This window comes from Amycolatopsis balhimycina FH 1894, assembly GCF_000384295.1.
GTDB classification, from domain to species: Bacteria; Actinomycetota; Actinomycetes; order Mycobacteriales; family Pseudonocardiaceae; genus Amycolatopsis; species Amycolatopsis balhimycina.
This window is the reverse complement of record NZ_KB913037.1, coordinates 3,842,797-3,861,242: the sequence shown is the minus strand read 5'-3', so window position 1 is coordinate 3,861,242 and position 18,446 is coordinate 3,842,797. Positions and strand designations below refer to the sequence as shown.

Genomic DNA, 18,446 nt, shown 5'->3' with positions numbered 1-18,446 from the left:
CATGAAAGGGTCGTTCACTTCATTCGGCGCGGCTGGTCAGAGCCGCGGGTCGACCGGGTCCGACTCCAGCGCGAGCACCGCGAACACGCATTCGTGCACCCGCCACAGCGGCTCACCCCGCGCGACGCGTTCCAGGGCTTCCAGCCCCAGCGCGTACTCGCGCAGCGCCAGCATGCGCTTCCGGTTGAGCCCGCGTTTGCGCAGCCGCTCCAGGTTGTCCGGCAGTGTGTAGTCCGGCCCGTAGATGATCCGCAGGTACTCGCGTCCGCGCACCTTCACACCGGGCTGGACGAGGCCGCGCGCTCCCCGCGTCAGGTTCGCCGACGGCTTGACGACCATGCCCTCGCCGCCGTCGGCGGTCAGTTCCTCCCACCACGAGACGCCCTCGGCCACCGACGCGGCGTCCAGCAGGTCGACGGAAAGGGTCCGGGTCCGCTGGAACCGCGGCCCGGCGAGACCGTCGAGCAGCGAGAGGTGCCACGCGTGCGGCCGGTCGTGGTGTGCTTTCCCTTCGGACGCCAGCAGCTGGAACGGCGCCAGCCGTACCCCGTCCAGGCCCGACGTCGGCCAGCAGTAGCGCCGGTACGCCGCCCGGTAGGCGTCCACTGTGGACTCTCGTACTGCCGTCCGGGCCAGCAGGTCGGAGACGTCGATGCCGCGCGCGGCCGCCGTCGTCAACGCCGAAACCGCCGCCGGCAGCACCGCCTGGGCCGCCGCGCCCACCGAGGCGTATTGGTCCGCGATGAGGGAACCGGCCTTCGCGCTCCACGGCAGCAGTTCGGCGTCCAGCAGGAGCCAGCCCGAACCCAGCTCGTCGAACAGCCCGGCGGCCGCCGGCCGCACATCCGCCAAGAGCGCGGCGTTCTGCTCCGCCGAGAAGAACGGCCGTCCGGTCCGCGTGTACACGGCGCCGCCGCCGCGGATCCCGAAGCGCCGGTACGCGACGTCGTCGTCCTCGCACACCAGCACCACGGCCCGCGAGCCCATGTGCTTCTCCTGGCAGACGACCGACTGCACGCCCGCCGCCCGGTACTCCGCGAACGCCTCCTCCGGGTGCTCGAGGTAGTCGGCGCGGGACGACGTCGAGCACGGCGCCATCGTCGGCGGCAGGTACAGCAGCCACCGCGGGTCGACCGCGAACCGGCTCATCACCTCCAGGGCCGCCGCCGACTGCTCCGCCGAGACGCCGACCCGGCCGTGGTGCGCGGTCTGCACGATCCGCTTGCCGGTGACGTCGGCCAGTTCCAGCACCGCGGGCTCGCGGCCGCCGAGCGGCCGGGACGCGTCGAGCGGCTTGGACGGCTCGTACCAGACCCGATGCGCCTTCACCGAGACGACTTCGCGCTCCGGGTAGCGCAGCGCGGTCAGCTTCCCGCCGAACACGGCACCGGTGTCGAGGCACATGGTGTTGTTGACCCACTCCGGCTCGAGCGTCGGCGTGTGCCCGTAGAGGACCATCGCGGACCCGCGGTAGTCGCGGGCCCACGGCAGCCGCACCGGCAGGCCGTATTCGTCGGTTTCGCCGGTCGTGTCGCCGTACAGGGCCATGCTGCGCACGCGCCCGGACGCGCGCCCGTGGTACCGCTCGGGCAGCCCGGCGTGCGCGACGACCAGCTTGCCGCCGTCGAGGACGTAGTGCGCGATCAGCCCGTCGCAGAATTCGTGCGCCTTCCGCCGGAACTCTTCGCTTTCCGCGGCGAGCTGTTCCAGCGACTCGGCGAGCCCGTGCGCGACGTTGACCTTCCGGCCGTGCAGCGCGCGGACCAGCTTCTGCTCGTGGTTCCCGCAGACGACCAGCGCGTTCCCGGACGACGCCATCGCCATAACGCGGCGCAGCACGCCCGGGGTGTCCGGGCCGCGGTCGACGAGGTCGCCGACGAACACCGCGGTCCGTCCGTCCGGGTGCACGCCGTCGGCGTACCCCAGCTCGGCCAGCAGTTCCTCCAGTTCGGCCGCGCAGCCGTGGACGTCGCCGATGACGTCGAACGGCCCGGTCAGCTCGCGCTTGTCGTTGCGCAGCGGCTCGGTGACGATCTCCGCTTCGGCCACCTCGGCTTCGCTGCGCAGCACGTGCACGCGCCGGAATCCTTCGCGCTCCAACGACTTCAGGGACCGCTGCAGCTCGCCGCGCTGCCGCCGGATCACGTGGTCGCCGAAGTCGCGGTCGGGGCGTGAAGCGTTGCGCGCGGCGCAGACCGCGATCGGCAGGTCGAGCACGATCGCCGTCGGCAGCACGTCGTGCTCCTTCGCGAGCTTCACCAGGCTCGCCCGCGAAGCGCGCTGGACGTTCGTCGCGTCGATGACGGTCGTCCGCCCGGCCGCGAGCCGTTTCGCCACGACGTAGTGCAGCGCGTCGAAGGCGTCGGCCGACGCGGACTGGTCGTTTTCGTCGTCGGCGACGAGCCCGCGGAAGAAGTCGCTGGAGAGCACCTGCGTGGGCGCGAAGTGCGTGCGGGCGAAGGTCGACTTGCCGGAGCCGGAAGCGCCGACGAGCACGACGAGCGCCATGTCGGGGACGGTCAGCTTCACGCGGCCACCTCCTCGTGGGTGGTGAAGACCGCCAGCTGGGTCGGCGGTCCCGATTCCTGGTCCTCCGGTCCGATCGGCAGGTATCGGACGTCGTAGCCGCGCCGGGTCGCGACGCCGTCCGCCCAGGCGCGGAACTCGGCTCGCGTCCATTCGAACCGGTGGTCGGCGTGCCGGAAATGCCCCATCGGCAGGAACTCGAACAGCCGGTTGTACTCCGCGTTGGGCGTCGTGACGACCACCGTGCGCGGTGCCGCGACCCCGAACACCGCGTGTTCCAGCGCCGGCAGCCGCTCCTGGTCGACGTGCTCGACGACCTCCATCAACACGGCGGCGTCGTACCCCTTCAGCGCGGGGTCGGCGTAGGTCAGCGCGGACTGCCGCAGCGTGACGCGGGAGTTGTCGTTCAGCCGCTTCTCCGCGATGTTCAACGCGCTGCTCGACACGTCGACGCCGACGATCTCGGTGAACGACCGCTCCTTTTCGAGGACGCGCAGCAGCGCGCCGGAGCCGCAGCCGAGGTCCAGCACGCGCCGGGCGCCCGCGGCCCGCAGCGCGGCGAGCACGCTGCCGTGGCGCTGCGACGCGAGGCTCTCCGGCTTGTCCGGCACCTCGGTGACCCGTGCCTCGGCCTCCGCCGGGACGTCGTCCGCCTCGGCCAGCCGCGAAAGGGCGTAGTTCACGACCGCGCGACGCCGCTCGAGGTAGCGGTTCGTGATGAGCGTCCGCTCGGGGTGCCCGGCGAGCCAGCCTTCGCCGGCGCGCAGCAGCTTGTCGGCCTCGTCCTCGCCAACCCAGTAATGCTTGTCGCCGTCGAGGGCAGGCAGCAGCACGTACAAGTGGCGCAGTGCGTCGGCGACGCGCTGGGTGCCGGAGAGCCGCAAGTCGACATAGCGACTATCGCCCCACTGCGGGAACTGCGGGTCGAGCGGGATCGGCGCGGTCGTGACGCGCCAGCCGAGCGGCTCGAACAGCTTGTGCACGACCTCGGCCCCGCCGCGCGCGGACAGCGAAGGCACGTGGATCTCCAGGTCGAAGGGTTCGTCGACCAGTTCCGGACGGGTGGCGCAACGCCCGGCGAGTGCCGTCGTGAACGCCGCCCGCAGCGCGACCGCGAGGTACGAGCCACCCGCGTACGGCCGGTCGTTGACGTACTGGGTCAGCGAGGTCCCGCCCCCGCGCACGAGCCCGACGGGGTCGATCTCGACGAACAGCGCGACGGTGCACCGTTCCGGCGCGGCCTCCGGGTAGAAGACGTGCGCGCTCCCGGCCGACAGCATGACCGACTGCGCTTTCTCCGGATGCTTGTGCAGGAGGAAGCCCAGGTCGGTGGCGGGGGTCCGGGTCGTCGTGATGGTCAGCAACACCGGTTCAGTGTGGCGGAGCGGCAGGTGACCGCGCGCCCGGTTTTCCCGGGTGCGCGGTCACCTGCCGACTACTTGAGTGGTGTCCCACCCGAGTTGTGGTACGAGATCGTCTTGTTGATCAGGTTTCCACCGTCGGTCTCGACCGTGGTCTGCTCCTGCTGTCCCGCGCCGAACAGGATGGCGGCGACGTGCGCGTCCGCCACCTGGTCCAGGTGCGAGAAGAACCAGTCCACCTTGTCGTCCTGGTAGTGGTTGAGGGTGTTGTTCTGCCTCATGTTGCCCACCGGGACCTGCCACAGCACCACGGGCTTGCCCGTTGACTCGGCCATGGTCTTGTAGAACTTCAGCGTGGCAGCGGCCTGCTGGTCGGTCCAGAACGTGTTCCGGCCGCCGTTCGCGGGCTTCGCGTACCAGCCGGCGTCGCGGTCCGACACGTCGGTGACCAGGAAGTCGGCGTTCTTCGCGCCGAGCTCCGCGTAGTCCTGCACACACTTCTGGACGTTGGTCTCCCAGTCCCAGCAGGTGAGGTGGAGCCCCGCGCCCGCGTTCGGCGCGTACTTGTGCGCCATCGCTACCAGACAGGCGGCCAGGCCGGCGGCGCTGTTCTCCTGCGAGCCGCAGTCCGTCGGATTCGCGGCCTTGACCTGCGCGGCGACCTGGTGCGGGCTGCCGAGGGAGCGGACGTAGCCCCAGAAGTCGGGCTCGATGTCGATCATGTCGTGCGAGGTGCCGATCTTCTGGAGGAAGAAGCGGTAGTCGTTCAGGTAGCGGGTGAGCAGGTCGGTCCGGTTGATGGCGACGACCTCGCCGGGACCGTCGCCCTGGCCGGCCGCATCCCCGAGGTCGCGCAGCGAGTACCAGGTCCAGAAGTACTTCTGCGGACGCGGCTTGCCCTGGTAGGTGGCCTGGGACACGTGTTGGTCGCCCCAGGTCACGTAGAAGCCGGGAGCAGTGGTTTCGCCGGTCCAGCAGCCCCACCAGCTCGACCACTCGGGCTTGCAACGCGCCGCCGTGTAGTAGTCCGAGGAGGGCGCGGGCTGGCTGTGCACGTAGTTGTACCGGACGTCGAACGGCGCGGCCGCCGCCGAGGTGTCGTCCATCGAGCCGCCGATGAGTACCGTGCTGCTGCCCATGAACCGGGTCGTCGAAGCAGGGCGGTCGGTGGCCGGCGTCGGCGGCGTCGTCGACGCCGCCGAAGAGGTGCTGCTCGGGGCTTGGCTGGTCGTCACGCTGCCGCGCGGTGTGGTGGCCGTGGTGGGCGTGGCGGTGCTGCCGGAGCTGCCGACGCTCCCGGCCGGGACGAGCTGCCACTGCTGGTTGGCGCCGCCCCAGTCGTAGTACTGGGCGATGCGGGCCCCCGCGGTCTTGGAGCCGGCCTGGACCTCGACGGCCAGTCCGCTGAAGCGGCCGATCAGGCGCACGTGGCCGTCCGGCGACTTCTCCAGGCGGAACTGCTGGTTGGCGCCGCTCAGGTCGTGCCACTGCACCATGGCGGAGCCGGGGGTCCTCGACCAGCGGTAGTCGTCCAGCACGTTGCCGGAGTTGCGGTTCTGCAGCCGGTAGTAGCCGTCACCCGCGTCGATGAACCGCCACTGCTGGTTGGCCCCGTCGTGACGGCCCCACTGGACCACCGCCGCACCGTCGTTCTTGGCGTAGGCGAAGCCGTCCAGCGCCTCGCCGCTGTTGCGGTTGACCAGGACGTACCACGACTTCGGGTCCACCGTTCCCGCCGAGGCCGTGCTGACCACGACCACCGAGCCGGTCACGACGGACAGGACGACGGCCGCCCAGAAACCCCGGCGCTGGAACAACCGGCGCCCGCGATGCCGCCCCCGGCGGGCCGGGCGGCCATGGCCGCCGGCGGGGGACGCCGGCGACGTCGTGGGTAGGCGAGGGGACATGTCGTGCTCTCTTTCGGTCGCTGCCTCTGACCGGACCGCGTGGCCGGACGAACACCTGGTTGCCACCGGTGCCGGAAAGGTTGCCGCGACCCGCGAGATTTCTTGCGGCTGCCGCGCGCCCCGGTTTTGCCGGGTGCGACCCTGGAGACATGAACCGCCTCGCCAGCGCGACCAGCCCGTACCTGCTCCAGCACGCGGACAACCCGGTCGAGTGGTGGCAGTGGGGTGCCGACGCGCTCGCCGAGGCGCGGCGGCGGAACGTGCCGATCCTGCTTTCCGTGGGCTACGCCGCGTGCCACTGGTGTCACGTCATGGCGCACGAGTCGTTCGAGGACGCCGACACCGCGGCCGCGATGAACGCGAACTTCGTCAACATCAAGGTCGACCGCGAAGAGCGGCCCGACATCGACGCCGTGTACATGGCCGCCACCCAGGCGATGACCGGGCAGGGCGGCTGGCCGATGACGTGCTTCCTGACCCCGGACGGCGAGCCGTTCCACTGCGGCACCTACTACCCGCCGTCGCCACGGCCGGGCATGCCGTCGTTCCGGCAGCTCCTGTCCGCTGTCGCCGAAGCCTGGCAGGAGCGGCCGGACGAGCTGCTGGACGGCGCCAAGCAGATCGTCGCGCACCTCGCCGAGCAGACCGGGCCGCTCCAGGAGTCCGTTGTGGACGAAGCGGTGCTCGCCGGCGCGGTCGGGAAGCTCCAGCAGGAGGCGGACCCGGTCAACGGCGGGTTCGGCCGTGCCCCGAAGTTCCCGCCGTCGATGGTGCTGGAGTTCCTGCTGCGCCACCACGAGCGGACGGGTTCTTCGGTGGCACTGTCCCTTGTCGACAAGACGGCCGAGGCGATGGCCCGCGGTGGCCTGTACGACCAGCTGGCCGGCGGTTTCGCGCGCTATTCCGTGGACGCCGAATGGATCGTGCCGCACTTCGAGAAGATGCTGTACGACAACGCGTTGCTGCTGCGCTTTTACGCGCACCTCTGGCGCCGGACCGGCTCGGCCACGGCGTGGCGCGTCGCCACGGGGACGGCGGAGTTCCTCGCTTCGGAATTGCGGACGCCCGAAGGCGGATTCGCGTCTTCGCTGGACGCGGACACCGACGGCGTCGAAGGCCTGACGTACGTCTGGACGCCGTCGCAGCTGCGTGAGGTGCTCGGTGACGACGCCCCGGCCGCGGCCGAGCTGTTCGGTGTCACTTCCGAGGGGACCTTCGAGGACGGCGCCTCCACGTTGCGCCTGTTCGGCGACCTGCCCGAACCGACGCGCGTCAAGCTCCTGGAGGCGCGCGCGAAGCGGCCGCAGCCGGGCCGGGACGACAAGGTGATCGCGTCCTGGAACGGCCTGGCGATCACGGCGCTGGCCGAGGCGGGCGTCGCGCTTGATCGTCCACAGTGGATCGAATGGGCGGCCGCCGCGGCCGAGTTGCTGGTGCGCGTCCACGTGGTGGATGGCCGGCTGCGGCGCAGCTCGCGCGACGGCGTCGTCGGCGAATCCGCCGGCGTGCTGGAGGACTATGCCTGCGTCGCCGACGGGTTCCTGGCCCTGCACCAGGCGGCCGGGTCCGCGCGGTGGCTCGCCGAGGCGACCCGCCTGCTCGACCTGGCGCTGGCGCACTTCGCGTCCCCGGACGTCCCGGGTGCGTACTTCGACACCGCCGACGACGCCGAGACTCTGGTCCAGCGCCCGGCCGACCCGGGCGACAACGCGAGCCCGGCGGGGGCGTCCGCGCTGGCCGGGGCGCTGCTGACGGCGTCCGCGCTCGCGGGCCACGCCGACTCGGCCCGGTACCGGGAGGCGGCCGAGCAGGCGTTGCGCCGGGCCGGCGTGCTGGCCGGGCGGGTGCCGCGGTTCGCCGGGCACTGGCTGTCGGTCGCGGAGGCCGTGCAGGCCGGCCCGGTGCAGGTCGCGGTGGTGGGCTCGGACGTCTCGCTGCGGCTGGCCGCGGCGCGCGGCGTGCACGGCGGCGGCATCGTGGTCGCCGGCGAGCCGGACGCCCCCGGTGTCCCGCTGCTGGCCGACCGCCCCCTGGTCGACGGCGCCGCGGCGGCGTACGTCTGCCGCGGCTACGTCTGCGATCGCCCGGTCACCACGGCCGAGGCCCTTACCGCACAGCTCTGACTTCCGCCCTGGGTGAACGCTCTCCGCGGTTGCGTGTTTTCGGCGTAGCGTCAGTAGCGTTGTAATCATGTAATCGCGGAGGTGGAGTCATGGGACGAGGCTGGAAGGGCGGCCGCGGCTGGCAGCAGGCCGAAGTGCCCCCGGCGGACGACGCGGCGGCCTGGTTCGGCGGGCGCCTGCCCGACGGCTGGTTCACCGGCGCACCGGAGGTCACGGTCGACCGCGAGGAGATCATCGTGGTCGGCGAGCTACCGTCGCTGACCGAGGAGTACGCGGACGACGCGGCCCGCGCCGCGGCCGAGGAGGGCCGCATCAGCCGGTTCCGCGAGGAGACGCGCGACGAGCGCATCGAGATCGCGCGCCAGGCCGAGCACCGCTACCAGCGCAAGGTCGCGTGGGGCGCGCGGCAGGGCGGCACGACGGCGTTGTTCACGACGCACTCGGCCCCGGTGATGACCCGGCTGCGGCAGCCGGAACGCCTGGTGCTGGACACGCTGGTCGACGCGGGCGTGGCGCGGTCGCGGTCGGACGCGCTGGCCTGGGCGGTCCGCCTGGTCGGCCAGCACGCGGACAGCTGGCTGGGCGAGCTGCGGGAGGCCATGAGCAAGGTCGACGACCTGCGCTCGAAGGGCCCGGACCTGGCCTGACCGTCATGAACGACTCTTTCCTGACGTCCGACGCCAGGAAAGAGTCGTTCATGACATCGGGACCTGTCCGCTTCGCCGATCGGGCAAGCCTGGACCTGGAGCGGCTTGCACGCCTAGAGTTCGTCGTGCCCGCGGTCCGTGCCGTGGTTCCGCCGTCGCACCAGGTCTTTCCCGTGAAGGAAGTGTCCATGGACGGCAGGTTCACCCGGCGGCAGCTGATCAAGGGCGGGCTCGCGGTGGCGGCGTTGCCGCTGCTCCCGGCCGTCGCCTCGGCGGCACCGCGCATCGACGTCCCCGTGCTCCCGTGGCCGGCGGCGAACGACATCGTCGCGAACACGACGGTCCCCACGTTCCCCGACCAGACCTTCCCGATCACCGGCTACGGCGCGAAGAACGACGGCAAGACCGACAACACCGCGGCGATCAAGCAGGCGATCGACGCCTGCGCCGCGGCCGGCGGCGGGCACGTCGTCGTGCCGTCCGGTGGGAGTTTCCTCACCGGCGCCATCTACCTCAAGAGCAACGTCGACCTGCACCTCGAAGCCGGCGCGGTGCTGAAGTTCAGCGGCGACGCGTCGAAGTTCCCGAACGTCCTGACGCGCTATGAAGGCATCGAGTGCGTCAACCACTCGCCGATGATCTACGCGTACAAGGAGAAGAACATCGGCCTGACCGGCAGCGGGACGCTCGACGCGGCGGCGACGTCGTCGTGGAACAAGGGCAGCGACCGCGCCTACCTGGAATCGCTGGTGGCCAAGGGAACCCCGCCGGAGAAGCGGGTGGTGCCGGGCTCCGGGCACACCATGCGCTCGGCGTTCGTCGAGCCGTACGCCTGCGAAAACGTGCTGATCCAGGGCATCACGCTGAAGAACTCCATGTTCTGGCAGCTGCACCCGACGCTGTGCCGCAACGTCACGGTCGACGGCGTCAGCACCGATCCCAGCACCGCGCACAGCAACACCGACGGCTGCGACCCGGAGTCGTGCGACCACGTCGTCATCGCGAACTGCACTTTGGGTGCCCACGACGACAACATCGCCATCAAGTCCGGCCGGGACGCCGACGGGCGCCGGGTCAACGTCCCGTGCCAGAACCTCGTCGTCGTCAACTGCGTGATGAACGGCAACTGGGGTGCGATCACTTGCGGCAGCGAGCAGACCGGCGGGATCCGCAACGTCTACGCGTACAAGCTCACTGTGAAGGGTGACACGAAGTTCGCGCTGTACGTAAAGTCGAACACGCTGCGTGGCGGGTTCTCCGAGAACATCAACCTCGACAGCATTTCCGGCACCTTCGCTCGGAACTTCGTGTATGTGACATCGACCTACAACAGCCAGACCGGGAGCTACACCCCGTCGTTCGGCCCGTTCACGATCAGCAACTGTTCCAGCACCAAGATCGCGGGCAAGACGTTCGACGTCAGCGGGCTTTCGAAGGCCCATGTGCACGGATTCGCCGTGGCGAATTCCACCTTCAAGGGTGTGTCCGACACCTCCAACACGCTGAAATACGTGGACAACGCCCGGTTCACGAACGTGACGGTCAACGGCAAGCCGCTCTGAACCTACGGGATCGACGGCGCTGCGGCAGGCTTACTACCAACGAGTAGGAAGCCTGCCGCTCGTCCTTTCCGGAGGTGACCGTGGACGTCCCCGAAGTGCCCTCGAAGGTGGATCCGGACGCGCTGACCGCCGTCCTCGACGGCCGCTGGGCCGAGCTGCGCCGCGCGGTGCGGGCGCAGATGGCCGGCGCCGAGTTCCGGGACCCGGTCGACCTCGGCATCGAGGCGCACCGCGCCCAGGTGCTCGACCAGCTGCGCGCGCTCGCCGAGACCGACCGGCCCGGCCTGGGCTTCGACCCGGCGTACGGCGGCGGTGGCGACGTCGGCGGCTCGGTGACGTCGTTCGAGATGCTCGGCTACGGCGACCTGTCGCTGATGGTGAAGGCCGGCGTCCAGTGGGGCCTGTTCGGGGGCGCCGTCCAGCTGCTCGGGACCGCCCGCCACCACGAGCGGTACCTGCGCGCGATCATGGACCTCGGCCTGCTGGGCTGCTTCGCGATGACCGAGCACGGCCACGGGTCCGACGTCCAGCACCTGCGCACCACGGCGACCTTCGTGGACGGCGGTTTCGTCGTGCACACGCCGGATGCCATGGCGAAGAAGGAATACATCGGCAACGCGGCCCGTGACGGCCGCATGGCGGTGGTCTTCGCGCAGCTGGTCACGGGCCCGGAATCGCGGGGCGTGCACGCGTTTCTCGTCCCGATCCGGGGCGAGGACGGCGCGCCGATGCCCGGTGTGTCCATTGAGGACTGCGGGCCGAAGGCCGGTCTCAACGGCGTCGACAACGGACGGCTGAGCTTCGACGACGTCCGTGTCCCGCGTGAGGCCCTGCTGAACCGCTTCGGCGACGTCGCCGAGGACGGGACGTACTCGAGCCCGATCGAAAACGACAGCCGCCGGTTCTTCACGATGCTGGGCACGCTGATCCGCGGCCGGGTGAGTGTCGCGGGCAGCGCGGGCAGCGCCACGAAACGCGCGCTGACGCTGGCGATCCGGTACGGCGAGGTCCGCCGCCAGTTCGCGAAGCCGGACGGCGCCGAGGTCGTCGTCCTCGACTACCTCGCTCACCAGCGGAAACTCCTGCCGGCGCTGGCGAAGACGTACGCCCTGCACTTCGCGCAGGAAGAGCTGGTCTCGAAGCTGCACGACATCGACTCGTCGGCCCCCGAGGAGGAGCAGCGCGAGCTGGAGTCGCGCGCCGCCGGGGTGAAGGCGCTCGCGACGTGGCACGCGACGGCGGCGATCCAGACAGCGCGCGAGGCGTGCGGCGGCGCGGGCTACCTGTCGGAGAACCTGCTGCCGGGGCTGAAGGCCGACACCGACGTCTTCACGACGTTCGAAGGCGACAACACGGTGCTGCTGCAACTGGTCGCGAAGGGGCTGCTGACCAGCTACAAGCAGGATTTCGAGGACCTCTCGCCACTGGCGACGGCCCGGTTCTTCACCGACCAGGTGGTCAACACGATCCTGGAGCGGACCTCGGTGCGCAAGGCCGTCGAGCTGCTCACCGAAGCGTCCGACACCGACGCGTTCTTCCGCCGAGATTGGCAGCTGCGCCTGTTCGAGGACCGCGAGGACCACGTCGTCGAAGGCGTGGCGAAGCGCCTCCGGAAGGCGGCTTCGGACCCGTTCGGTGTGTTCAACTCGGCGCAGGACCACGTCCTGCGCGCCGGCCGCGTCCACGTCGAGCGGCTCGTGCTGGAAGCGTTCGCGTCGGCCATCGAGCGTTGCGAAGACCCGGACGCCCGCGCGCTGCTCGAGCGCGTCTGCGACTTGTACGCGTTGTCGGCGATCGAAGAGGACCTGGCGTGGTTCCTGGGCCACGGCCGCCTGACGGCGTCGCGCGCGAAGGCCGTCACGTCGGCGGTGAACCGGCTGTGCTCGGAGCTGCGCCCGCACGCGCGCACGCTGGTGGACGCGTTCGCCATCCCGGACCAGTTCCTGGCGGCGCCGATGCTGCGTTCCTGAACATCCCGCGGGGGTGGCCGGGACCGGCCACCCCCGCGGGAGCCGTTACCGGCGGCGCTTGCCTTCGTCGTCGGTGACCTCGAACTGCTCCTTGCGGACCTTGCCGGACACGGTCTGCTCCTCGCTGACCGTCTCGGTCCGCAGGCGCACCCGCTCGACCGGCACGGTTTCCTTGCGCACCACGGGCTTTTCGGCGTGCAGCACGACGTCCTGTTCGGCCTCGCCGATCTCGGCGCCGCGTTCGCCGCGGGTGATCGGCTCCCGTTCGACGCGGACCTCTTCGTGCCGGACCGGGACGGTGAGCTGCTGTTCTTCGGTGACGACGTACTTGCGCAGCCGCACGTGCCCGGTCTCGATCTGCTCGGTGCCGACGTTCAGCCGCTCCTCGGAGCGGATCATGCTCTTGCCGTCCATTTCGGACCGGCCGCTCTTGGCAGCCTGGCCCAGGCGCCCGTCGGGCGACGTGCGCGGGACCGGCAGGCCGTAGTGGTGGTAGAGCTGCTCGCTCTCCTCGGGCGAAAGGTGCCCGTCGGCGTCGATGCGGGGCGCGTCGGAGACGCGGTCCTTGTCGACCCGGACGTGGACGCCGTCCTTGTCCGTGTGTGCGCCGGAGAGCGGGACGAAGCTTTCCTTGGTGCCGAACAGGCCGGTCTTGACGGTGATCCACTCCGGGCGGCGGGTCGCGTCGGCGAGGTAGACGTTGCCGACCTTCCCGAGCTTGTTGCCGGCCGGGTCGACCACGGCGCTGTCGATGAGTTCCTGGGGCTGCATGGTCTTGGCCATCGCGGTCGTGCTCCTTCCCTCGTTGGGTCCTGCTGAAGCCACCGTCGGCCGCATCGATGAGCACGGCAACCGTCGTGGTGTTCCGGTGGGTGACCCTCGAACGTGGCTGTTTGAAGCGTCGTCCGCTGGCCAGGCGGGGGTGGGCGCCGCAGGTCGGAGCGGGGTGTCCCGGGCGTGACCGGCGTCCCGGGTGATGCCGCAAAGGTGTGCACGTGACCGGCGTCACGTCCTGCGCTGTCACAACGCCGTGGCGCGCCTCGTCAAGTGGGTGAAGCAGACGATGAGAAGGGGAACACCATGGAAGCGCGGCTGAACATGTTCGAGAACGAGATCACCGGCAAGTTCGTCAAGCGCCTGATCGCGGCGTCGCGGCCGGTGGAGGAGTCGTCGCTGCCCAAGGCGACGCAGGAGCTGGTGAAGATCCGCGCGAGCCAGATCAACGGCTGCGGGATGTGCCTCGACATGCACACGAAGGACGCGGCGGCGGCCGGCGAGACGGCGGTCCGCCTGGCGATGGTGGCGGCGTGGCGCGAAGCGGTGGTGTTCACCGAAGCGGAGCGCGCGGCCCTGGCGCTGACGGAGGAGGGCACGCGGCTGGCGGACGCCCACGAAGGTGTCGGCGACGAGACGTGGGCGGCGGTCCGCAAGCACTACGACGACGAGCAGATCGGCGCGCTGATCGCGCTGATCGCGACGATCAACGCGTGGAACCGGCTGAACGTGATCGTCCGCAACCCGGCCGGGGAGTACCAGCCGGGCATGTTCGGCTGACCGTCCGAAGAGGATCGCGGTGGAACCCCCAACCGTGGCACAGGTCCACGAACGCCGCCCGGCGCAAAGTGTTTGTGTGCCTTGACGGGTGATGTTGACCAGCTCATCGGGTGATGTCTATAAAGGACTGCCCGGGCTGGCCCGATGAGTTGGTCATGATGAAGAAAACGCTCTTCGCAGCCGCAGTCATCGGTGGCGCCATGCTCGCTGTTGCCGCGCCGGCTTCCGCCGGTGAGAGTGGCCACCACCCGGGCGGTGGCATCAGCATCGGCGACAACCTGTGCGCCGCCCCGTGGCAGTGGAATGGTCCCCTCGAGGCGCTGCACGCCGGTCACGCCCCCGCGTACGCGGCGTGCAACAACAACTCCACCGGTGGCGGTGGCGGCATCAGCATCCTCAACAACGCCTGCCTGCTGCCGTGGCAGTGGAACGGCCCGATCGAGCTGCTGACGGTCGACCACAACCCGTCGTACGTGGCCTGCAACGGCAACTCGGCGGGCTGATTCAAGAGGAGTCGTGGGTGGGTGGTTGAGCACCAGCCACCCGCGACTCATCGAAGCTGCACCGAAATCAACGCGCGGCCGACACTCGATGGCGAGTGAGCGGCCGCGCTTTTCGTGTTTCCCTCGCCCTTCCGGAGTTCCGCTGTCAGGCCTACATGGCCAGCCAGATCGCGATGATCTGCTCTAGGGTTGTGCTCGACCTCGGCGTCTCTGCCTCTTAGGTGCGCTGAGCTGCGGTTTTGTCTGTCATTAGTTCTCGCGGGTGCCAGCCTCTTCCTGATCTCTGACGGCTTGGAGGACCCCGCTACAACCTGCCCTGCATCTCGATACGAAGCCAGCACGCGGCCGTTGTCACGATCAGGCGCCGGGATGGAGGTCTCCCACGACGGTGCGTAACGGAGATCGAGTAATGAACGACCCGTCTGTCACCACTGCTTATCGCTGTCGAGGAGGCCGGGGATGGCCCAGGGGACCCGTGTGCCGCCGCCGCGCGGCGCTACGCCAGCTGACCCATTGGCGACCGCACCGCCCGGCCGGCGGGCGAAGCGGAGCGGCAGGCCGCCGTGTCGGAAGCGGATGCGGTCGCCAAGACGAGGGGCTACGTAGGCGACAGGCGCGCCGCCAGCGGCGGCGCGCCCTTGATCCCATAGAGCCAAATTCGGCAAATGTTGACGTAGGGTGGCAAATGCAGGTCAAAGACCTTCTGAGGATGTTGGACTTCGGGTCGTCCGTTGCGGAGCACGACGACCTTCTTGAGCGCTACTTTGTCGAGACTGAAACTTTTCGTGCATTAATTCAAGATCGCGTAGACATTATTGCCGGAGACAAAGGTACTGGAAAAAGTGCAATCTATCGAATCCTGAGCAAGCAGTTTGCGGAAAGGGAAGAGCTTTCAAATGTGGAGCTCGTCTCCGCGTTCAATGTCAAGGGCACGCCGGTATTTCAAAGACTGGCGGATGCGGATACGCTTGACGAACAAGATTACGTGAATATCTGGAAGGCTTATTTCTTCTCGCTTGCAGGAAATTGGCTGCTGCAACTTTATGACGGCGACTATACCGATGACATGCAGGCAGTCGACAAGATTCTATCTGAGTCGGGATTTCGAACGGTAGACGATAATCCTGGGGGAGTCTTCGGCAGAATATTCGCGGGCATCAAGAAGGTTCTTCGACCTAAGACTGCGGAAGGTTCAGTCAAGGTCGCTGGGATCGCGGAGCTGACTGGAAAGCTTGAGTTCTTCGCGAAAGTTCATGATGTTGACGACCTGACAAGGTATGATGATGCGCTAAGGCTTCTTGATCGAGTCCTCTTGCAGTCTGACATAAAGATATGGCTCGCGCTGGACCGTCTTGATGAGGCCTTTCAGGGCCGACCCCAACTGGAGACACCCGCACTTAGGGCGCTCTTCCGTTGCTATCTAGACATGCAAGAATTCGATAATATAAAGTTGAAAATCTTCGTGCGGCGAGACTTGTTTGCGCGAATTATCAAGGGTGGATTTGTCAATCTCACTCATATCAACGCGCGTAAGATTGAAATTCGATGGGATGAATCCGATCTTTACAGCCTGCTGCATCGAAGGGTTATTGAGAATGAAAAATTGGTTCGAAAGCTCGATGTTGACGCAAGTTCGGCTGACGAGTGCTTCGCTGCTCTTTTTCCTGAGAAGGTAGATGCGAGCAGCAAGAGACCTGTCACTTGGCGATGGATGATGAGTCGAATCGGCGATGCTAACGTCAAGCCTCCTCGAAATTTGATCGACCTCGTTATTAAGTCAAGGGAAGCTCAAAATCGTCGCGAAGATCGCGATCCCAGAAAGTTTGAGTCGGGGACTCCGTTAATTATGTCGGACTCCATTAAGCGCGGACTGGAAGCTCTCAGTTCTGAGCGCGTGCAGGACACGCTAATCGCTGAGTCTGGGGACTATTCTGGCATAATAGAGCTATTCAGGGACGGTAAGGCTGAGCATAATGACGCAACCCTTAGTGCTCTTTTAGGTGAGGACTACAGGATTAAAGTCGAATACTTGATCGGTATCGGTTTCTTGGAGCGCGTTGGGAGCAACTATAAGATCCCGCAGCTGTACCGATCGGGCCTGCGAGTGAGGCAAGGAAAAGCCTTTTCGGTCAACGATGGCCAGGACGAAGAGGACGATGAGGACTGATTTCTGCCACTGGCTTTCATGTGAAGTAGGTATCTTTCGATGAAGCTAGGGCGTGCTCAATGCGGGTTTGAATAGACGAATGGATAGTCAGTTTTTCGAGTTGTTCGATACTGACCCAGAGCACTTCCTTGCTCTCTTTGCTTGTCTTTAGGGTGCCGTCGACTGCGGTTGCTCGAAAGCAGATAGAAAACTCCTGTCGCACTTCGCCGTCGTCGTAGGCGATTACGTGCTTTGGGTCCGAGTACAGGCCAATCACCTCAGCGACTTCGCACTCGATGCCGGTCTCCTCCCGGACCTCCCGGACTGCGGCCTCGGCCAGCGTCTCGCCGAGCTCCAACTGGCCACCCGGGATGGAGTACAGGTCGTTGTCTGTGCGCTTGATCATCAGGATCCGGCCTTCGTCGTCTTGGATGAATGCCGATACTGCTACCGCGATGCTGTTGGCTTTGGGAGCGTTCGGGTCGTTGTAGTAGTCGACTCGGGTCATGCTGTCTCCTGGAACGTGGCCGGCTTGGCGAGGTCCCAAACTGACTCGAAGCTCTCCGAGTAGGTCTCGAAGAGGTCCCCGGCGGACAGTCTTCGTAGGTGGAGGGATGGGGCGTGGGCTCCCTGGAACCCGTACACGTGGGTGTTGATGATCATCTCGTCGTCGAACCGGAAGATCGAGTTGTAGAGCGTCGTGTTGTGGAACCGCATCTCCACCCCGTCGACTCCGACCAGCGGCCGATAGGACGCCAGCGCATTGCGGATGCGTGCCGCAAGCGTCCCGTCGCCAAGCTGCTCTTCCTCGCCGCGCAGAGCGACGCTCTCCCCCTCGGGGTCTCCGAACACGAGGCGGATTCGAGCGCCGGCCGCTGCCTTGGCTGTCAGGTCCTTGATGAACCGAGGGCGTTCGACCAGGAACAGCGCCGCGTGGACCAGGATCTCGACGGTCTCCGATGCTTCCTTGATCAGCCGGTCCCACAGTTCGACGGGGACGGCGTTGCGGTGCGGGAAGACCTGCACAAGCTCGGCGGCAGCCGTCTCGGCCTTGCGCTCCGGGGCGACCGAGTCCGGCCACAGGTAGGTCTCCGACTCGCGCGCCATGGCGGCGATCTTGTGCCGGTGCTTGGGGTAGGGCGTCCGGTTCTTGGTGATCCAGCGCTCGACGGTCTTCTGATCGACCCCGACAGCCTTCGCGACCTGCTCCAGCGTCAGGCCGTTACGCAGCAGCGCGTCACGCAGGCGTTCGTTCGGCATCGTCACCCGTTGGGACGTGTAGGGACGTCTTCGACGGTACCAGGGACGTCCCGAGATGTCCCGCCACGTGGTGATCACGTCCTGAGTTTTGGCGGAGATTGGGTGTCAGGTTGCCGGGGCAGGCCCGGGACCAAGACCCCGAGGAGGTAGGCGTGACCATTGAAACCGCCGTCCGGCCGGCTGATTCGGACAAGCGGGTGGTACCTCGCCGACGTGCGGCGTAGGCGCGGCGTGGCATGCGCGACACGGTTCAGATCCACGTCACGGCTGATCTGCCGATTCGTGTCCGGGCGCTGACGTACGCAAACCGCGCGGAAGTCCGGTTCGGCAAGGCGTTCCCGGTGGTCCTGCTCGTGGACTCCGACGCCATCGCCGTACTGCGGAGGGAACTGGACGAGGTGAGTGTGGCACTGGACGCCGCAGCGGCACGAGGCGGAGAACCGCCCGAAGTAATCGACTAACAGACGACACAAGGGATTCAGCATGGCTATCGACAAGGGACACTGGTCCGGCATCGACTTCGACGACGCGTTCACGCAAGGCTTGGTGATGGTGGGCGAGGTGCCGCCGGACAACGAGTATCAGTCGGGTGAGGGCCGGGCCGCGAATCGCTGGGTGCGGCAGCGGGTGGACGAGGTGACCGGTAAGCGGCAGTGGAAGGTCATGGTCACCGACCTGGCTGAGACACGGGCGAAGCAGGCTTCGTTCGAGCTGGAGAGCCTGACGGCGGAACCGCGCGTCGCCGGTGAGACGGCGAAGGCCGCGTGACAGGAATGGGCTTCCGCGAGCAGGTCGAAGCGTGGGAGCGGGCGTATCGGGACTACATGGTCGCGTGGGAGCACGGCCGTGCGGTGCTGTCGCCGGTGAGTGCGACGAACACGGCGAAT

General features: G+C 67.7%; 14 protein-coding genes and 1 pseudogene. 9 read left to right on the top strand and 6 right to left on the bottom strand.

Features of this window, described 5'->3' with window-relative positions:
- Positions 1-36: 36 nt before the first annotated feature.
- From A3CE_RS0116730 to A3CE_RS58650, 3 genes are all read right to left on the bottom strand, one after another.
- Positions 37-2,529, bottom strand: coding sequence for a polynucleotide kinase-phosphatase (locus tag A3CE_RS0116730; RefSeq protein ID WP_020641251.1), 2,493 nt, complete (start codon positions 2,527-2,529; stop codon positions 37-39).
- On the bottom strand, positions 2,526-3,893 hold the full coding sequence (locus A3CE_RS0116725; protein WP_020641250.1) for a 3' terminal RNA ribose 2'-O-methyltransferase Hen1: 1,368 nt from the start codon (positions 3,891-3,893) through the stop codon (positions 2,526-2,528). Before A3CE_RS0116725 ends, A3CE_RS0116730 begins: the two co-directional genes overlap by 4 nt.
- A 68-nt stretch (positions 3,894-3,961) precedes the next feature.
- On the bottom strand, positions 3,962-5,794 hold the full coding sequence (locus tag A3CE_RS58650) for an RICIN domain-containing protein (RefSeq protein WP_245589538.1): 1,833 nt from the start codon (positions 5,792-5,794) through the stop codon (positions 3,962-3,964).
- 149 nt (positions 5,795-5,943) lie between these two features.
- Here A3CE_RS58650 and A3CE_RS0116715 point away from each other — a divergent pair, with 149 nt between their 5' ends.
- The 4 genes from A3CE_RS0116715 (at position 5,944) to A3CE_RS0116700 (ending at position 12,096) form a co-directional block, all read left to right on the top strand.
- The gene (locus tag A3CE_RS0116715; RefSeq protein ID WP_020641248.1) at positions 5,944-7,917 is read left to right on the top strand and encodes a thioredoxin domain-containing protein; all 1,974 of its coding nucleotides are present in this window, start codon (positions 5,944-5,946) and stop codon (positions 7,915-7,917) included.
- Positions 7,918-8,006: 89 nt separating this feature from the next.
- On the top strand, positions 8,007-8,564 hold the full coding sequence (locus A3CE_RS0116710) for a hypothetical protein (RefSeq protein WP_020641247.1): 558 nt from the start codon (positions 8,007-8,009) through the stop codon (positions 8,562-8,564).
- Between the two features lie 188 nt (positions 8,565-8,752).
- Positions 8,753-10,126, top strand: a complete 1,374-nt coding sequence (locus tag A3CE_RS0116705) for a glycosyl hydrolase family 28 protein (protein ID WP_020641246.1) — start codon at positions 8,753-8,755, stop codon at positions 10,124-10,126.
- 80 nt (positions 10,127-10,206) lie between these two features.
- A complete protein-coding gene (locus tag A3CE_RS0116700) occupies positions 10,207-12,096 on the top strand; it encodes an acyl-CoA dehydrogenase family protein (protein WP_026468560.1) in 1,890 nt (629 codons plus the stop codon).
- Between the two features lie 45 nt (positions 12,097-12,141).
- On the opposite strand, the gene A3CE_RS0116695 is transcribed toward A3CE_RS0116700, so the two are convergent.
- Positions 12,142-12,879 carry a DUF2382 domain-containing protein gene (locus A3CE_RS0116695; protein WP_020641244.1) on the bottom strand — a complete coding sequence of 246 codons (738 nt, stop codon included), beginning with the start codon at positions 12,877-12,879 and terminating at the stop codon, positions 12,142-12,144.
- Between the two features lie 297 nt (positions 12,880-13,176).
- On the opposite strand from A3CE_RS0116695, the gene A3CE_RS0116690 reads away from it, so the two are divergent.
- The 3 genes from A3CE_RS0116690 (at position 13,177) to A3CE_RS56520 (ending at position 16,320) form a co-directional block, all read left to right on the top strand.
- Positions 13,177-13,650 carry a carboxymuconolactone decarboxylase family protein gene (locus A3CE_RS0116690; RefSeq protein WP_020641243.1) on the top strand — a complete coding sequence of 158 codons (474 nt, stop codon included), beginning with the start codon at positions 13,177-13,179 and terminating at the stop codon, positions 13,648-13,650.
- Positions 13,651-13,805: 155 nt separating this feature from the next.
- Positions 13,806-14,153 (top strand): hypothetical protein, encoded by a 348-nt coding sequence (locus tag A3CE_RS0116685; protein WP_020641242.1) that lies wholly within the window; start codon positions 13,806-13,808, stop codon positions 14,151-14,153.
- Positions 14,154-14,838: 685 nt separating this feature from the next.
- On the top strand, positions 14,839-16,320 hold the full coding sequence (locus A3CE_RS56520; RefSeq protein ID WP_043790897.1) for a P-loop ATPase, Sll1717 family: 1,482 nt from the start codon (positions 14,839-14,841) through the stop codon (positions 16,318-16,320).
- 16 nt (positions 16,321-16,336) lie between these two features.
- On the opposite strand, the gene A3CE_RS0116670 is transcribed toward A3CE_RS56520, so the two are convergent.
- Together A3CE_RS0116670 and A3CE_RS0116665 are read right to left on the bottom strand one after the other, a co-directional pair.
- Entirely contained in the window at positions 16,337-16,807 is a 471-nt protein-coding gene (locus A3CE_RS0116670) for an NUDIX hydrolase (RefSeq protein ID WP_020641239.1), read from the bottom strand.
- On the bottom strand, positions 16,804-17,559 hold the full coding sequence (locus A3CE_RS0116665) for a DUF5919 domain-containing protein (RefSeq protein ID WP_026468559.1): 756 nt from the start codon (positions 17,557-17,559) through the stop codon (positions 16,804-16,806). The genes A3CE_RS0116670 and A3CE_RS0116665 overlap by 4 nt, the downstream gene beginning before the upstream one ends.
- A 236-nt stretch (positions 17,560-17,795) precedes the next feature.
- On the opposite strand from A3CE_RS0116665, the gene A3CE_RS0116660 reads away from it, so the two are divergent.
- Both A3CE_RS0116660 and A3CE_RS51180 read left to right on the top strand, forming a co-directional pair.
- Positions 17,796-18,020, top strand: coding sequence for a hypothetical protein (locus A3CE_RS0116660; RefSeq protein WP_020641237.1), 225 nt, complete (start codon positions 17,796-17,798; stop codon positions 18,018-18,020).
- 22 nt (positions 18,021-18,042) lie between these two features.
- Positions 18,043-18,309: pseudogene (locus A3CE_RS51180) on the top strand (hypothetical protein); the annotation flags it as partial.
- Positions 18,310-18,446 lie beyond the last annotated feature (137 nt).

Excerpts from the sequence above, each read along its gene's own strand:
- A3CE_RS0116705 (WP_020641246.1), top strand. The coding sequence starts at position 8,753 with ATGGACGGCAGGTTCACCCGGCGGCAGCTGATCAAGGGCGGGCTCGCG.
- A3CE_RS0116660 (WP_020641237.1), top strand. The coding sequence starts at position 17,796 with ATGCGCGACACGGTTCAGATCCACGTCACGGCTGATCTGCCGATTCGT.
- A3CE_RS0116670 (WP_020641239.1), bottom strand. The coding sequence starts at position 16,807 with ATGACCCGAGTCGACTACTACAACGACCCGAACGCTCCCAAAGCCAAC.
- A3CE_RS56520 (WP_043790897.1), top strand. The coding sequence starts at position 14,839 with ATGCAGGTCAAAGACCTTCTGAGGATGTTGGACTTCGGGTCGTCCGTT.
- A3CE_RS0116695 (WP_020641244.1), bottom strand. The coding sequence starts at position 12,879 with ATGGCCAAGACCATGCAGCCCCAGGAACTCATCGACAGCGCCGTGGTC.
- A3CE_RS58650 (WP_245589538.1), bottom strand. The coding sequence starts at position 5,794 with ATGTCCCCTCGCCTACCCACGACGTCGCCGGCGTCCCCCGCCGGCGGC.
- A3CE_RS0116710 (WP_020641247.1), top strand. The coding sequence starts at position 8,007 with ATGGGACGAGGCTGGAAGGGCGGCCGCGGCTGGCAGCAGGCCGAAGTG.
- A3CE_RS0116715 (WP_020641248.1), top strand. The coding sequence starts at position 5,944 with ATGAACCGCCTCGCCAGCGCGACCAGCCCGTACCTGCTCCAGCACGCG.
- A3CE_RS0116665 (WP_026468559.1), bottom strand. The coding sequence starts at position 17,559 with ATGCCGAACGAACGCCTGCGTGACGCGCTGCTGCGTAACGGCCTGACG.
- A3CE_RS0116690 (WP_020641243.1), top strand. The coding sequence starts at position 13,177 with ATGGAAGCGCGGCTGAACATGTTCGAGAACGAGATCACCGGCAAGTTC.
- A3CE_RS0116685 (WP_020641242.1), top strand. The coding sequence starts at position 13,806 with ATGATGAAGAAAACGCTCTTCGCAGCCGCAGTCATCGGTGGCGCCATG.